Genomic DNA, 15657 nt, shown 5'->3' on the forward strand with positions numbered 1-15657 from the left:
CCATTATGTCATTCTGGAAGAATCTCGGTGGCGAACTGTAGTAGCACTTGCTTTTCTAGTTTGCCAGCAAGATTCTTTCAGAATGGCAAAGAGAGACAGAATGACAAAAGAGAGAATTCATTAATTGAATTGGTTAGATAACCTCTCAACAGGGGTAACCTACTTCCTGTTTTTGACCTGTTTTGGCTAAAACAGGCCGAAAACGCACTTCCTTCTTTCGGCTGCGCCGATATTAGTCCCTTAGCTGGGTAAAGAACTCTTTCAGGCGCGTCACATCTTTCAACCCCGGCGAAACTTCAAACTTGCTGTTCAGGTCAATGCCGTAGAGCTGCGGGTGCCGGAGGGCTTTGATTTCCTCAATATGTTCCAGGTCAATGCCGCCGCTCAAGAAGAAAGGCACGTCTAAATTGTAGTTCTGCAGCAAGTTCCAGCTGAACCGCGTGCCGTTGCCGCCGGGCGAAGGGCCGCTGGCGTCAAACAGGAAGTAGTCACAGCAGCCGGCGTATTCCTGCAACTGAATAAAATTAAAGTCGTCGCCCACCCGGAAGGCTTTCATAACGGTGAGCCCGGCGTCTTTAAGTTCGGCGCAGAACTGCGGCGGTTCATGGCCGTGCAGCTGCACCAGGTCCAGCCCCAAATCGGTGACCTTCTGCAGAATGTTGACCACCAGCTCATCTACAAAAACCCCCACCTTCTCTACCCCGCTCCCCGCCGACGACGAGAAAACGGCCCATTGGGTGGTGATGAAGCGCGGCGATTTTTCATAAAAGATAAACCCTATGTAATCTGGCTGAAGCTGAAGCAGTTCTTCAATGTTCTCTGAATACTTCATGCCGCAGACTTTAATCTTCAGGTCGCGAGGGGCCATGGTTGCGTTTCTAAGCTGTTTTTCTGAAATGAGGCCAAAACTAGATGGTAAACGCGGGCGAAGCCGTCCGCAGTTTTTTCAGCTCGTCTATGAAGGCCGCGCAGGCTTTTTCCGGACGGCTGTTTTTCATGAACGTCTCCCCTATCAAAAAACCTTCAAAGCCGTATTGCCGAAGCTCCATGATGGTTTCTGCGGAGCTGATGCCGCTTTCAGACACTTTCACAAAGTCATCAGGAATCAAGTCCGCCAGTTCTTTAGATGTCTCCACGCTCAAGGTAAAATCATGCAGGTTGCGGTTGTTCACACCAATCAGGTCTACGTGCGACGTCACGGTTCTTTCCAGTTCTTCGCGGTCATGCACTTCCAGCAGCACCTCCAGCCCCAATGAATGCGCAAACTGCCCCAGTTGGGCCACTTCTTCCTTCGTCAAAATGGCGGCAATCAATAAGATAGCGTCTGCGCCGATGGATTTGGCCTCCAGAATCTGGTATTCGTCTATGACGAAATCTTTGCGCAGAATGGGGCAGAAATTGAATTTGCGGGCGGTAGTCAGGTCTTCGCTCTTGCCCCCAAAAAATGCAGAATCTGTAAGTACAGACAACGCCGAGGCCCCGGCCTGCATGTAGCCAATGGTAGTTCTTTCTACCGGCGCGTAAGCGTTCAGCATTCCTTTGGAAGGCGAGCGGCGTTTGAACTCGGCAATAATGCCGTTGAGGTCATCGCGCTGCACGTACTTTCGCAAAGACACTGGCTGCGACGGGAAATACAGGCTGCGCTCCAGCAATTTCACCGGCACAATGGTTTTGCGGTCGGCAACTTCCTGGCGTTTGTGCGCCACTATTTGGTCAAGAATGGTAGGCATAGGGTTGGGTCACTAAAAGCTGATTAAAAGTATGGAGCGCTTTGCCTGTCTCCAGCGTGTGCCGGGCTTTCTGAATGGCCTGCGCCACGGTGAGGGTTTCGTCTGAACAGTAAATACCCAGTCCGGCGTTGGCCACCACGGCGTCTTGCTGAGCCTGGGTGCCGCGGCCTTCCAGCACGTCCATGAAAATGCGGGCCGCATCCTCCACCGTCTCACCCCCGAATAAATCAGAGGCCTGGTACGTAGGGAACCCGAGGTCTGACGGCTGCAACATCTGTTCGCCCTGCGGCGTCACCATTTTGAAGGCACCGGTGAGGGAAACCTCGTCATAGCCGTCCAGCGAATGCAGCAGCACAAAGCGTTTGCCCGTCTTCTGATACAGGTACGTGTACAGGCGCATGAGTTCCAGACTGAACACACCCACCAGCTGGAAGTGCGGCTTCGCCGGATTAATCATAGGCCCCAACATGTTGAAGAAGGTTTTCACGCCCAATTCTTTCCTGATAGGCGCTACTTCTTTCATGGCCGGGTGGAACAGCGGCGCGTGCATGAAACAGAGGTTGGTTTTCTCCAACTGTTCGCGCAGTACCTCGCTGTCATTGGTGAAGTTGTAGCCCAAATGCCCCATCACGTTAGACGACCCGCAGATAGACGAAACACCCGTATTGCCGTGCTTGGCCACTTTGTACCCCGCGCCCGCCACCACAAAAGAAGACAGCGTGGAGATGTTGAACGTGTCTTTTCCATCGCCGCCGGTGCCGCAGAGGTCAATCACCTGGTCGGTGCCCAAATCTGGTTGTAAGCAGAGTTCCAGCATGGCTTCCCGAAAGCCTTCCAGCTCGTCAACGGTAATGTTGCGCATGAGGTACACGGTCATGAAAGCTGCCATTTGGCTGGCATTGGCCTGGCCGCGCGTAATATTGATGAGCACTTCCTTGGCGGTTTGTTTGCATAAGGTTTTGTGCTCAATCAGTTGTTGCAGAATTTGTTTCATAGGGTTAGGGAAGCGGCAAACGTGGTCCATTTCGTGATGCGGGTCTGGGGTTTTTCCAGCCAGTTGCGCATCATCTCTTTGCCGTAATCAGTTAAGATAGATTCTGGGTGGAACTGCACGCCGCACACGTCATACTCGCGGTGACGCAGCGCCAGCACCTCGCCGTTCTCATCAACGGCGGTCACTCTCAATTCTGAAGGCATGGAATCTGGCACCACCGTCCAGGAATGGTAGCGGGCCACCTGAAACGTTTGCGGCAGTGACTGGAACATGGGCTCGTGGTTGTTCACCACTCTTATAGTAGCTGACACGCCGTGGAAGACCTCTTTCATGTTCTCCAGCTCGCCCCCGAAGGCTTCGGCGATGGCCTGGTGGCCCAGGCACACGCCCATGATACGTTTGGTAGGCGCGTATTTCTTGATTAAGGCCGGCATGATACCCGCGTCTTCGGGCACGCCTGGCCCCGGCGACAGCACAATGGCATCATATTTCTCCACGTCTTCCAGGGTGATTTGGTCATTTCTGAAAACGTCTAGTTTATCGGCGTAGCCCAGTTCCCGGAGCAGTTGCACCAGGTTGTAGGTGAAGGAATCGTAATTGTCCAGAACTAAAATTTTCATGGTACTCTTGGGTTTAGTCGGGTTTGTCTGTATCGGTTTGGATTTTACGTTTCTGGCCTGTTTTTCAGAAAACAGCCCGAAAACAGAAATCTTTAATTCATAAGTTACTAAATAGTTGCGGCTTTTTCAAGCGCCTTCCGCAGGGCGGCCAATTTGTGGTGCACCTCATTCAGCTCGCTGTGAATGTCTGACTTGGCCACCACGCCCGCACCGGCCTGGTAAAACAGCTGGTTCTTCACGCTCAAAAACGACCGAATCATGATGGCATGGTTGAAGTCGCCGTTAAAGCCCAGATAGCCGATGCAGCCACCGTAGTAGCCGCGGCCCGTGGGCTCCAGCTCGTCAATGAGCGTGAGCGCGCGGTGCTTGGGCGCCCCAGACAGCGTGCCCGCCGGAAACGTATCTGCCACCATCTGCACCGAGCCGTGCTGGTTGGGCAGCTGCGCCGTCACTTTAGAAACTAAGTGAATCACGTGGGAGTAATACTGCACTTCCTTGAACACCTCTACCTTCACTTTATCGCCGTGCCGACTTAAATCATTGCGGGCCAGGTCTACCAGCATCACATGCTCTGCGTTCTCTTTGGGGTCATCATACAACTTCTGGGCCAACTCGGCGTCTGCCTGGTCATTGCCGGTGCGTTTGAACGTGCCCGCAATGGGGTAAATGGTGGCTTTCTCGTTTTTGATGGTGAGCTGCGCCTCCGGCGATGACCCAAAGATTTTGAAAGTGCCGTAGTCAAAGTAAAACAGGTACGGCGACGGATTGATGGAGCGCAACGCACGGTACACGTTGAACTCATCGCCCTGAAACTCCTGCGAGAACCTTCTGGAGAGCACAATCTGGAACACGTTGCCCAGGTGGCAATGCTTCACGCCCTGCTCAATCACCTTCAGGAATTCCTCATCGGTCTGGTTGGTGACTTCCTCGCCCACCGTAGAGAAATGGAACTGCGGGAAGTTCTTGTTCTGGATTTGGTTTTCCAGCTCGTCCAACCCATCGTTTTGTGGCTGATTTCCCAAAAAGTGCTCAAAAATGAACAGCTCGTTCTTGAAGTGGTTGATGGCAATCACGTACCTAAACGCCTGGTACAGAATCTCGGGCATATCAGAGTGCGCCGTGGGTTTCTCCTGCAGATTGAGCTGCTCATAATACTGTACCGCCTCAAACGACATGTACCCGAACAACCCGTTCTGGATAAACCCGAACTGGTCATTGCCTGCCTCAAACTGCTCAGCGTATTGCTGGAGCAATTTCACCGCCTCGCGCTTGTCCGTCAGTTCTTGCTCTTCTACCGTTCCGTCTGGAAACGTGAGGCGCAGCTGGCTGTCTTTTAACCGGAACTCGGCGATGGGTTCGCAACAGATGTAACTGAAGCTGTTTTCCTGGCCGTGGTAGTCAGAGCTTTCCAGCAAGAGGCAGTTGCGGTATTTGTCGCGCAGCTGCAGGTAAATGCCCACCGGGGTCACGGTGTCGGCGAGGAGGTGGCGGTATTGCGTTTGTAGGTTGAAGGTCTTCATGTGGTTCAAATAAAAAAGGCTTGCCGTTTGGGTAGAACAGCAAGCCTTTTGGGTATGGGCACGTTTTCTCTAGGCAACAGCCTGCTGTTCACGAATCTTGCGATTGGTGCCACCAACAGAACTGGTTGAAGATTTGTACCTGTACCATGTTTTTTTTGTCTTGATGAAACGGTTAAAAACGCCAAAGGCCCGGGGTGAATCCGAGCCTTTGGTTCTAGCAAATTACTGCATAGCAAGCGGGTCACCCATCAGATTTGAGGAGTGTGCCACCAAGCGTTATGTGTAAATTGTGCTGTGTTCATGTTGCAAATGTAACGGTCGTTTTAGAATGTGCAAGCGAATGGCAGAAAAAAATATCAAAAATTTAACTAAAGGCAATTTCTTATCAATTCTGTACATTTATGACGTGGTTCAACGGCTCTCTTTAGCATTTGCAAAGTCAAAATTATATGGCGCAAGCGTCCGCTTGTGCCTACTAACAAGGAGAAATTTGCGTTTACAGCCTCTTTTTCGCGAAACTGCCCCAAACTGCGGCACAAGCGGACGCTTGCGCCATGTTAAACGAGCAACCATTTTTTTACCATTGCACAAAACGCTTTCCTCCAGCTTCTTTATCTGGTGCTGCCTGTACGGGTGGTTGTGGCTAACTCCTGCCCTGCCCGCTGCCGCGCAGTCAACCTATACTTTAGAAACTGGGGTTGAAGCAGATTCTGCCCGGCAGGCCTCCAAGAAGGTGCTCCCCATTGCCATCGGCGCAGCCGCCGTCTACACCGGCGGTCTGCTCTGGCTCAATGAAACCTGGTACAAAAATGAGCCCCGCTCCTCTTTCCACTGGTTCAATGACGCCCGCGAATGGAAACAGATGGACAAGCTTGGCCACTTCTGGGGTGCCTTCCATGAAAGTCGGTTGGGCGTTGACGTGCTGCGCAGCTTGGGTGTCTCAGAGAAGAAAGCTATCTGGTGGGGCGGTTCACTCGGTTTCCTGCTCCAGACACCCATTGAGTATTTTGACGGCCGCTCGCCTGCCTACGGTGCCTCAGCGTCTGACATCGCCACCAACGCCGCCGGTTCTTTGGCTGTCATTAGCCAACAACTGGCTTGGGGAGAGCTTCGGCTCACGCCGAAATTTTCCTTCCACCGTTCCCGCTACGCGGAATTACGCCCTAACGTCTTGGGCAACGGCCTGGCCGAGGAACTGCTCAAAGACTACAATGGGCAAACCTACTGGCTCAGCGTAGACGTGGCCAAGTTCCTACCTGCCTCCAGCCAATACCCAAAATGGTTGAATGTAGCTTTAGGTTATGGGGCCGAGGAAATGGTGTATCATGATACAGATGCCAATCAAGCCTTAGGATTACAGGCGTACCGGCAGTATTACCTGAGTCTGGATTTGAACTGGCAAGCTATTCCAACCCGGAGCAAGTTTTTACGCGGCGCGTTTTATGTGCTGAATGCGGTGAAGTTACCCGCCCCGGCGGTGGAATGGAATGGCAGACGTGGGTGGCGCCTGCATGGGTTGTATTTTTAACTACGGCTAATGCTTGGGGGCCTGCTTTTGCAATGCGTAGTCTGCTGTTCCCTTGTCGGTGGCGCTTGATGCTGTATTTGGTGACTGCCAGTTGCTGCTGCTGAAATGCTTAATTCGCTGTTCCCCTGGCTTTGGTGTTTGACGCGGTGGTTTAGTAGCTGTGTTGTTTCATCTTTTCTGGTATGCGCTCACGGCCGCGGGGCCCGTCCTGGCGGTTCGCACTGCTGTTAAAACTAGGCCCTCCGGCCTTGCCGCTGGTGCGGCACCGTATGAACAGAGGCGCTCACCGCCAGGACTGGTTTGGGTTCCTTTACTGTAGCTGCTTGTGCTGTTATGTCTGCCTCTGCAAGTAGCTGCTGCTGCCCCGCTAGCCTGAGACGGGCCCGTGATGCGCACATTCAAGGATTTGCAAATTGTCAAATTGCCGATTGTTATTGGTTTGGTTCAGACGTTTCGGAAAAAGGTAGAGACCAGGCACCGCCTTGTCTCCCACACATTCCTGATAACTCCCCTCCTCTGAGGGGCAGGGGTGGGTTTAATCCATTTGCCGCTGCAATTGCGCCTGCTCAACAGACCTCGTAGCGTCCGGAGGACCTGCGAGCGTCTGCGCCAATGTTTCACCGCAGCACCTCCGCCACCGGAAACACCATCTTAAAATCCTGCACCGCCAGCACAGCCAACGGCTTTAAATGCTGTACAGGCGGGAAATAGGCCGCGTCTGCCTCTAAATACGGCACGTTGGCCAGGTGGGCATGGCCGGAGGCCTGCGGCTGGGTGAGGAGCAGTCGCCCCCGCCGTTCCTGCACCACCCGGAACAGGGGAAGCAGTTTGGTGGTAACCGGAAAGGAAAAGCCTTTGGGGTGAACCTCAGCAGAGAAGAAAGTACGGCCCTCCCGGCTCACGTCAAACAACTGCGTCCCGTCTCCCTGCTTCCGGAAGTGGAAGTCGGCCACCTCTTTGGGTATGCCCCAGTTCTCCCTTCCGCTGGCGGCGCTGGCGTGGGTGGAGACGTAAATTTTTGAGATGGCAAAGGTGAGTTTTCCGCCCCGGCGGAAAATACCCGGGATAAAGAGCAGCTCCTGGTACGGCCCCACCCCCGAGGTGTCATACTTCACCGCCATCACCGCCCCCAGCCCCAGCTTGTGCTGCCTGCACAAGTCTGGGTCCAGAAATCCGAATTGCCGGAGAAAGGCCTTCGGGAAAGCGTACAGGAAAACCGCGCCGTGGCCCGTGAGAAACCAGGGGGCGGGAACGATACCAGCAGGTGCCATAGGCCAGAATGTGTTGGTGCTTTTCCTCAGAACGGAATCCTCTACCGGCAGTTGCCCTAAAAGCAGCGGGGCGTTTTGGGGCTGTTTTCCGGAAAACAGCCCCAAAACAGGACGGGGTGCGGCCAGGCCAACAAAAAAATACACCGTTCCTGCTGTGGTACAGGCTGCTCCCTTGTGGCAGCATTCTCTGGCTGATCAGCGGAAACCTGTGTCAATTAACTTCCCCGCGCCAGCCGCATTTCCCGTATCTTTGCCTAACGGCCGAAGCTGTTTCTGGCCTGTTTTTCCCAAAACTGAACCAAACTGGATATGAACATAGGAGACCGCGTACGCCTTATGCACGGCAAAGAACAAGGCGTGATTACCCGCTTTCTGGATAACAACCTGGTAGAAGTGGCCATTGACAATGATTTCACCATACCGGTGATGCGCCGCGAGGTGGTGGTCATTGCGCAGGAAGAAGACCAACATTTCAGGAACGCCCCGGCTCCGGCTCCGGTGAAAAAAGAAGCCGCGCCGGTGGTGCCGTCTACCGCCGTGGCGGGCATCTACGTGGCCCTGGTGCATACTACGCCTGAACTGCTAGCGGTGCACCTGGTCAACAACTCTGAGTTTGACCTGCTGTTCACCTACGGCGAGGAAACCGCTAAAGGCTACCGCGCCCAGCACAATGACAAGCTTCCGCCCAAAAAAACCAAGCCGGTGGCGCACCTGCACCTAAACGACTTTGACAAATGGCCCGACCTGGTGGTGCAATACCTACAGCACAAGACCGGTGCCAACACCCTGCTGGAGCCTGTGACCCGCAAGCTGAAGTTCAAGGCCTCCTCGTTTTACAAGAGCAAGAAAACCGCGCCGGTGCTGCAGAAGGAAGGTTACGTTTTCCAGCTGGACTCCAAGCCTTCATTGGTGAACCCCGGGCAAATACAGGAGCAGTTGATTGAATCTTCGGCCGCGGCCGATAACATCAAAGTCACCGTGCCCAATCATGAGGTGGACCTGCATATTGAGAAACTGCTGCCCAATGAGGACCCCAAGCAGCTAAGTAATTCAGAGCTGCTGCGCACGCAGTTGGCCGCTTTTCAGGACAATTTAGACCGCGCCGTGGCCGCCAACATGCACGAGATTATCTTTATTCACGGCACCGGCAACGGCGTACTCAAAAAGGAAATCCAGAAGCTATTGAGCCGCCACCCGCACATCAAGTTCTATGAAGACGCCCGCAAAGAGAAGTTCGGGTACGGGGCAACCCGGGTGGTCCTGAAGTAGCCGTTTCCGTTTTGGGGCTGTTTTCATGAAAACAGCCCCAAAGGAAATAGGAACAGATTGCCCCATTTATAATGTTACCTTTGTAAAAAAATCGGCAAGCCGGCTTATCGCTGCGCCCTTAGGGGCGGAGAGGAAAGTCCGGGCAACGCAGAGCATCCTGCTTCCTAACGGGAAGGCACCTGGCGGGCGACGGCCAGGTGACAGCCAGTGCCACAGAAAAGTACCGCCCACTAATTAATTAGGAATGGGGAATTAGGGATCATTCTTAATTCTCAATTTTAAATTCTTAATTAAAAATGGGTAAGGGTGAAAAGGTGCGGTAAGAGCGCACCAGCGGCTGGGCGACCAGTCCGGCTGGGTAAACCTCAGGAGTTGAAAGACCAAATAGGCTGGCAGCGTCACTCCCCCGGGAGTGGCTAAGGGCGGCTCGTCCGATGTCAGTGGGTAGGTTGATGGAGCCCCTCCGTGAGGGCGGGCCTAGATAAATGATAAGCCATCTGCCGCCAAGGCAGAGGACAGAACCCGGCTTACAGGCTTGCCGATTTTTTTTATTTATCCATTCTGGAGAATCTTCTTTAGCCTGGCTTTTGCCTCGCCATTAGCAGCCCCGCACACGAATTTTATTCCTCTCTTTTTCGTGGCCCTGAATCTGGCAACTTCAGCAGGGCTACTACCTATTTATCTGATTCTCTTCATCTTGTTAAAGATATATCCTATATTAGGCTGTGTATTACGTTTATCAGCCTAAAACTGGGGGTAAACCGTATGTTTAGGTACGTATATAGGGGTGATAAACGTGATTATGACGGTTATACGGGAGTTGTGCGGCATTTTAAAATATTAAATAAATTACAATGGAATATACATCTGTGTACGGCTATATCAAAATCGACCGAGATTATGAAGAATCCGTCAATCATATAAAAAGTTTAGGTAAAGATGATTCATACCCATTCATAAATACAAGTATGTTTAGTTTTGGAGATTATGAAATCCCATACTATTATGAAAATATGATTTTTGGATTTGCTGCTACCTATAAATATTTTGGATTTGAATTATCAGACTGGAATAATTTTATTATTAAAATTGAGAATATTCTTAGGAATGTTGATTTTGAGAATGCTCAATTTCATATTGAAAGTTCTTTTGGAGATTTTACATTATTTTGGACTACACAAGGTCCTTCTTTATCAGGTAAAGAACATGAAGAAGAGTACCTTAAAGAATATTTATTAACTAAAACTGACGAATGGTATTTTGGCTTTGGTAAAAGGAGCGTTTTTACTGGCTATATAGAAAGTTTAGAAGACTATGAAGATTTAAGGAATGATAAAACTCTCGGATTTAGTTATCCTGTACCTCTGAAATAAAAACGAACGCACAACAAGGCATAAACGTCAGCCTTCGGCCGACGGCCTCGCCCGTCGTTTATGCTAGACCGTTAGACAGCATTTATAATAAATCATCAATGAAAAAACTCATAATCTTAGCCACTTTCTCAACATTTCTAAATTCATGCGCTAAACCTGAAGCAGCTAACAATCAAGCTCCTATATCAATAAGTGGTACGGATTCTTTGGCAAGTAAATCTCCTTTGATGAAAGCGTCCTTACCAGAGGAAGAAGAATCATCGGACAATTCCCAAAAACAAGAAAAAAGGGATAAACAGGTAAGTACCGCCGCTGAACTGCAAGGAAAATGGGTGCATGAAAGTGATAGTCTAGCCTATTTAAATATAACTGGCTCAAGCTGGGTTTCAGGATATGAAGGTGAAGAAGAGACACAGGACAATAAATACACATATACTCTCACCGATAAACTTCCTCAATTTGTTGACCCAGAGGTGAAAGCAGAGTTTATAGTTTTGTCTAATAAGAATGACACCATGTACTATGAACTAAATGGTGTCTCAAAGGAAACGCTAAGCCTCACATATTATCCAATGATGAAACTTCATGTCTATAAAAGAAAGAAATAAAAACGCTGTCTAACAACACCTAAACGTCAGCCATCGGCCGACGGCCTTGCCCGTCGTTTACACGAGACCATTGGCAAAAATTTGATATATGAAAAAGGTATTACAAATAAGTTTTCTGCTCACCATCTTTGTTGGTTGCAACTCTTCGTATATCCACTCTTCTACATCGCACTATGAAGCTATTAACGAAGGGGACTTATATTTCCCATTGAAACCAGATAGTGTTGAAGGTCAAGAAAATGACAAACTGATTACTTTTATGAACAAATGGTATTCAGAAAATATGGTCAGACTGAAAGAACCTGTCTTGTATAAACATACCGGTAGAGACTTTAATGTTTTCAGATTTACCAAAATCGGGACATGGGGTGAATCAACCTCCTACAGGATAGAAAAGACGGATTCAAATGTATCGATTGTTAAACGCACAAAGGACTTGCCTGGAAATTTGATTGCTGATGAAAAGAAGTTATTGAGCAAAGAAAATTGGAGCGCATTAGAGGCAAGAATACAATCAATAGCTTTCTGGCATTTAAACACTCACGGTGAGCGAGGTCTCGACGGGGAGGAATGGATATTGGAAGGTCTAGATGATGACAAGTATCATTTTGTGATAAGATGGAGTCCTGACCTTCATGGTGATAAAGAGTTTGTAAAAGCTTGTAACTTATTTGAAGATTTGTTTAAAAAATAAAGAAAAACTCTTGCCAACACTGTATAAACGCCAGCTTCGGCCGACGGCCTCGCCGTCGTTTATACTAGTCCGTTGGCAGTAAGTTATAATATGAAGAAACTAATTCTTTTAACTTATCTAATTGTAGTAATAGCGACAGATTCTATTGCGTGTAAATGCGGGATTTATACAACATCTCTTCAAGCAGCTACTCAAGAGCGCTATAATTCTTCGGACTTTGTAATATCGGCAAAGGTGGAGCTTGTTAGAGACAGCTTGACAAAAGGAAACTACTTTATGGAACCAGGACCTTATTGGCGGAAAGGTGGCTATAACGTAGTAATAAATGTAAAAAAAGCCTACAAAGGAGAAATAAAGACTGATAAAATTGAAATTACTCCAAGCTGGTTGAATTGCAGCCAATATTTCAAAATAGGAGATACATATATAATTTTTGGGTACATCAATAAAAAGGGTGAGTACACAACTGACATATGCTCAATGAATTTCTCAACAGATCAAAAAGATAGGTTGAGGGCGTTTAAAAAAATAAAGAAGAAGAAAACCTAATGCTAACAAGGTGCATAAGTCATGCTACGGCCGACGGCCTTGCACGCCTCATGCACTAGACGTTGGGGTTAATTAAAAATATAAATGTTCGGACTATTTGATAAGAGAACTTCTAAAATTGAATTCACCGAAGAAAGTGAGGAGAAGTTCAACCACCTGTTGACAGAAATCTATGAAATCCTTCGCGACTCAGCATATACAATTCAGGCGGACAGGATAAAAGAAATCTTGTTCGCTGTTCAAAAAGAAGACCCCGAATTATTTGAGCAGAAAGTGATTTCTGCAGAACTACTTGGTGGTGCAGGTTCTGTAGTGGACGTTTGGATTGAGAAAGAAGAGAAAATGAAAAGAATGGATTCGTTAATGAACGACTTCTTAGAACTTACTTTTAAATCGGGGTTGAATCAAAGAGCTTTAAAAGCAAGAATGACTAGAAAAATGAAAAACAACTAACCCCTAACATTGTGTTCTATGGTCAAAGCAAGTAAAAGCGCATAAATTTCCCAAGAACTTCTCCCAACCTACTTCATGGATTTGTAGGCATACGCATTACGTCTGCAGGCACACGTAGGGCGTGTTGCGCTCGATGACGGCGAACATGCGGCTGACGATCTTGTTCTTGATGGCGTTGAGCACGGCCATGGGGTGCTTGCCCTCGCCCGTCTTCCTCTCATAGTACTTGCGGTACTCGTTGCCGGCCTTGATGCTGGCCAGAGCGCCCATGGTCAAGAGGTCCTTTATCTTCTTGTTGGCGATCTTTGAGACCTTCGTCCTCCCCCTGACGCTGGAGCCGGAGGAGTTCTTGAACGGCGCGAGCCCGGCGTAGCAGGAGAACTTGCGTCAGGAGGGGAACCGGGTGAAGCCCCTGGTGAGGATGAGCATCTGGGTCGCCGTCTGCTCGCCCACGCCCGGCACTGAGCACAGGAGCCCCTTCTTCTCCCTCAGCTCCCTCTGGGCCTCTATCAGGCGGTTTATCTCCGCCTGCACCTCCTTCAGCTTCCTGTCCAGAAGGCAGACCATCTCCTTCTCGATTCTCAGGGGAAACCTCACGTCCAGGCAGCGTCCCAACACTTTCAGCTCCCTGATGCGCGCCTTGTGGGCCGATTTCTCCTTCAGCAGCAGCTCGCGCTGGGAGAAGAGCTGGCGCAACTCCAGCAGCAGGTCGGGGGCCGCCCCGTTGAAGCTCAGCTCCTCCAGGTTCCTTTTCAGGTAACGGGCTATCAGCAGCGAATCAGCCTTATCGTCCTTGCCCCGCACGGTGCCCATTGAGCGCCTGATGCGGCAGGCGTTCTCCGAGACATACTTAAGCTTCAGCTCGGAGAGGAACCTGCCCAGGCCGACGGAGTAGACGCCCGTGTCCTCAAACCCGAACACCGCCCCACAGGTCGCATACGCGTTAAACTTCCCTACCCACCTGAGCAGCTGGCCGAAGCCCACCTTGTTGTTCTTGAATTGTTGGTGGGCGTGGTCACCATTAGGGAAAAGCACGGTGGCATCCAGCACAAGTTTGCTGACGTCAATGCCAACGGAAAGGTTTTTCTCCATATCTTTCTCTTGGTTAAAAGAAGGTTGAACAACTGCCACCTATATGAGGCATGAGAGCCTGGTGTTCTATCTGGTCAAGGTTCAACCGAAGGGAACAGGGAGAGGACTAACACAATGTAGGGGAATAGAATCCTATGTAAACGTGTAGTTCTCCTCTCCCTTTTCCCAAGTTAGGAAATTGTACTCGTACAGGTATAGCAAATATAAAGGTGTAAACGGCAGCTGGGTTTCCTCGGCGAGCGCCTCTACTCCCCTTCTCCCCAATACCCGAACTTTGGTTTAAATTTGCCAGGCAGGTGGAGGTGAATCTTTACTTTCAGCCCCTCATGCCGCCATAGCCCCCCGTATGGCAGAAAACCAGTTCATTTGTGAGAAGATGATAAATCACTTTGATGAAATCCTGACTGGCTTCGGTTTTGTTTCCTCCTTATCCAGACAACAGTTTGTGAACCATGCGCAGGTGCTAGAGTTCCCTAAGAACCAGGAGATTTTTGCAGAGGGTAAGAAAAACACCTTTGAATACCTGCTCTTGTCCGGTATTTCCCACCGGTACACTTTTACTGATTCGGGAGAAATGGTTACCACTGGCCTCTATGTGGCACCCGCGGTGATCACCCCCCATTTTGCCAGGACAAGCCAGGGGAAAAGCATGTTCAGTTTGCAGTCACTAACGGAGGTGGTGCTGGCAGCCATACCCGTGGCTGAACTGGACAGGTTAAGAAGCAGCCTGTCCGAGTTCAGGGACTTTGGGCAGCGGGTGATAGAACAGGAACTTGTCCAGAGCATCCAGCAGGAAGTGACCTTCCGGTCCTTCAGCGCCAAAGAAAGGCTTCTGGCCCTCCGGAGAAGATACCCCTTGCTGGAAAACCTGATCCCCCATCACATCATTGCCTCCTATCTGGGGATCACCCATGTCTCTTTCAGCCGGCTGAGAAAAGAACTTGCCCTTGAAGAATGATTTTATCAAATGATAACAGAGGGGGCGGTATTTTAGTCCACTTTTGCCTCATTCACCATAAAAACAGGTTGAGGCATGAGACATACATTCTTCAGGTTAGCCGTGCTGGTTTCTTTCACCGCAACTGTACAGGCTGGTATGGCGCAGGAAACCAGCGTGCTTGATAACAAAGGCGATAAATTATTTACCACCCTTTACCCTAACCCCGGGAAAGAAACTGTTCTTCTCCTGCATGGGGGCCCGGGGTTTCCCAGTGACCTGGTAGAGGTAGTGCAAACCCTGAAAGACAACTATCAGGTAATTACCTTTCACCAGAGAGGCACTAAAAAATCTCCCTGCATAAGCAAAGATTATTCTATGCCAGCCTATCTCAGTGACATAGAAGCCATCAGAAAATACTACCAGCTAGACAAATTTCACCTGTGGGGCCACTCCTGGGGCGGGCTTTATGCCCAGATTTATGCCAATCAATTCCCCGAAAGGCTTGTGAGCCTGTTCTTGTGCTGTCCCGGGTCAGGCACCAATACAGAATGGCAGCAGACTGAAAAGGAGGTCATGCAGCTGAACAGGGCAAAATGCACCCACTGGCAGTGGGCAAAAATGGGTTGGAACAACGTATGGGGGGCACTGGGGAGCGACAGGGCTTATAAGCGGCTCTTCACCCAGGTGATGAAAAACTACAATGATGGTTTCATTCAGACGGACGGCCTGGAGATTGATTTTGATTACCTCAGGGCCGAACCCATCAATAAAACGCGGCCACAGATTGTCAAATACCCTATACTTGCCAGACAAGAAAACCCAGGCTTTCAGATTACCATTATTTACGGGGATCAGGACATTTACAATGCAAGTAAAAACTTTGTCCTGAACCGGTACCCTACCGCTAAGACCGTCACCATCAAGAACAGTGGGCATATACCGTGGCTGCACAACCCTTCGGCTTATAAGGCAGCTTTGGAACAGCATTACCGGTTATAGGCACCGGGCAGCATCTG

Annotated in this window: 16 protein-coding genes, 1 other RNA gene and 1 pseudogene; 10 read left to right on the forward strand and 8 right to left on the reverse strand. The window is 49.9% G+C overall.

The features are described from left to right. Positions 1 to 232: 232 nt before the first annotated feature. The 5 genes from A8O25_RS08130 to A8O25_RS08150 all read right to left on the reverse strand — a co-directional run bounded on the left by A8O25_RS08130 (position 233) and on the right by A8O25_RS08150 (position 4864). Positions 233 to 868: a phosphoribosylanthranilate isomerase gene (locus tag A8O25_RS08130; protein WP_241498965.1), complete on the reverse strand. Its 636-nt coding sequence runs from the start codon at positions 866 to 868 to the stop codon at positions 233 to 235. Between the two features lie 40 nt (positions 869 to 908). Beyond that, positions 909 to 1730 carry an indole-3-glycerol phosphate synthase TrpC gene (gene trpC, locus A8O25_RS08135; RefSeq protein WP_066833353.1) on the reverse strand — a complete coding sequence of 274 codons (822 nt, stop codon included), beginning with the start codon at positions 1728 to 1730 and terminating at the stop codon, positions 909 to 911. Further along, the gene (gene trpD / locus A8O25_RS08140; RefSeq protein ID WP_066833355.1) at positions 1714 to 2724 is read right to left on the reverse strand and encodes an anthranilate phosphoribosyltransferase; all 1011 of its coding nucleotides are present in this window, start codon (positions 2722 to 2724) and stop codon (positions 1714 to 1716) included. The genes trpC and trpD overlap by 17 nt, the downstream gene beginning before the upstream one ends. Next, a complete protein-coding gene (locus tag A8O25_RS08145) occupies positions 2721 to 3344 on the reverse strand; it encodes an anthranilate synthase component II (protein ID WP_066833357.1) in 624 nt (207 codons plus the stop codon). The genes trpD and A8O25_RS08145 overlap by 4 nt, the downstream gene beginning before the upstream one ends. Before the next feature lie 107 nt (positions 3345 to 3451). Further along, entirely contained in the window at positions 3452 to 4864 is a 1413-nt protein-coding gene (locus tag A8O25_RS08150; RefSeq protein ID WP_066833359.1) for an anthranilate synthase component I family protein, read from the reverse strand. Positions 4865 to 5447: 583 nt separating this feature from the next. Here A8O25_RS08150 and A8O25_RS08155 point away from each other — a divergent pair. After that, positions 5448 to 6392, forward strand: coding sequence for a DUF2279 domain-containing protein (locus A8O25_RS08155; RefSeq protein WP_241498966.1), 945 nt, complete (start codon positions 5448 to 5450; stop codon positions 6390 to 6392). A 617-nt stretch (positions 6393 to 7009) separates the two neighbouring features. Here the strand turns inward: A8O25_RS08155 and A8O25_RS08160 are convergent. Then, positions 7010 to 7663 carry an acetoacetate decarboxylase family protein gene (locus tag A8O25_RS08160; protein WP_153042649.1) on the reverse strand — a complete coding sequence of 218 codons (654 nt, stop codon included), beginning with the start codon at positions 7661 to 7663 and terminating at the stop codon, positions 7010 to 7012. Between the two features lie 309 nt (positions 7664 to 7972). Here A8O25_RS08160 and A8O25_RS08165 point away from each other — a divergent pair, with 309 nt between their 5' ends. The 7 genes from A8O25_RS08165 to A8O25_RS08195 all read left to right on the forward strand — a co-directional run bounded on the left by A8O25_RS08165 (position 7973) and on the right by A8O25_RS08195 (position 12609). Continuing rightward, positions 7973 to 8932 carry a Smr/MutS family protein gene (locus A8O25_RS08165; protein ID WP_066833364.1) on the forward strand — a complete coding sequence of 320 codons (960 nt, stop codon included), beginning with the start codon at positions 7973 to 7975 and terminating at the stop codon, positions 8930 to 8932. Positions 8933 to 9023: 91 nt separating this feature from the next. Beyond that, an RNA gene (gene rnpB / locus A8O25_RS08170) (RNase P RNA component class A) lies at positions 9024 to 9478 on the forward strand. 308 nt (positions 9479 to 9786) lie between these two features. Continuing rightward, the gene (locus A8O25_RS08175; protein ID WP_066833368.1) at positions 9787 to 10305 is read left to right on the forward strand and encodes a hypothetical protein; all 519 of its coding nucleotides are present in this window, start codon (positions 9787 to 9789) and stop codon (positions 10303 to 10305) included. A 98-nt stretch (positions 10306 to 10403) separates the two neighbouring features. Beyond that, entirely contained in the window at positions 10404 to 10913 is a 510-nt protein-coding gene (locus A8O25_RS08180) for a hypothetical protein (RefSeq protein ID WP_066833372.1), read from the forward strand. 88 nt (positions 10914 to 11001) lie between these two features. After that, a complete protein-coding gene (locus tag A8O25_RS08185) occupies positions 11002 to 11607 on the forward strand; it encodes a hypothetical protein (RefSeq protein ID WP_066833374.1) in 606 nt (201 codons plus the stop codon). Between the two features lie 90 nt (positions 11608 to 11697). After that, positions 11698 to 12156: a hypothetical protein gene (locus A8O25_RS22450; RefSeq protein ID WP_074987953.1), complete on the forward strand. Its 459-nt coding sequence runs from the start codon at positions 11698 to 11700 to the stop codon at positions 12154 to 12156. Between the two features lie 84 nt (positions 12157 to 12240). Then, positions 12241 to 12609 carry a hypothetical protein gene (locus A8O25_RS08195; protein ID WP_066833379.1) on the forward strand — a complete coding sequence of 123 codons (369 nt, stop codon included), beginning with the start codon at positions 12241 to 12243 and terminating at the stop codon, positions 12607 to 12609. Positions 12610 to 12705: 96 nt separating this feature from the next. Here the strand turns inward: A8O25_RS08195 and A8O25_RS24080 are convergent. Together A8O25_RS24080 and A8O25_RS08200 are read right to left on the reverse strand one after the other, a co-directional pair. Continuing rightward, positions 12706 to 12984 (reverse strand): annotated as a pseudogene (locus A8O25_RS24080) (transposase); the annotation flags it as partial. A gap of 12 nt (positions 12985 to 12996) precedes the next feature. Continuing rightward, entirely contained in the window at positions 12997 to 13701 is a 705-nt protein-coding gene (locus tag A8O25_RS08200) for an IS110 family transposase (RefSeq protein WP_066833382.1), read from the reverse strand. A 376-nt stretch (positions 13702 to 14077) separates the two neighbouring features. Between A8O25_RS08200 and A8O25_RS08205 the strand changes: the two genes are divergently transcribed. Together A8O25_RS08205 and A8O25_RS08210 are read left to right on the forward strand one after the other, a co-directional pair. Continuing rightward, positions 14078 to 14659 carry a Crp/Fnr family transcriptional regulator gene (locus A8O25_RS08205; RefSeq protein ID WP_153042651.1) on the forward strand — a complete coding sequence of 194 codons (582 nt, stop codon included), beginning with the start codon at positions 14078 to 14080 and terminating at the stop codon, positions 14657 to 14659. A gap of 75 nt (positions 14660 to 14734) precedes the next feature. Continuing rightward, the gene (locus A8O25_RS08210; protein ID WP_082893520.1) at positions 14735 to 15640 is read left to right on the forward strand and encodes an alpha/beta fold hydrolase; all 906 of its coding nucleotides are present in this window, start codon (positions 14735 to 14737) and stop codon (positions 15638 to 15640) included. Positions 15641 to 15657 lie beyond the last annotated feature (17 nt).

This window comes from Rufibacter ruber (assembly GCF_001647275.1).
Lineage (GTDB): Bacteria > Bacteroidota > Bacteroidia > Cytophagales > Hymenobacteraceae > Nibribacter > Nibribacter ruber_C.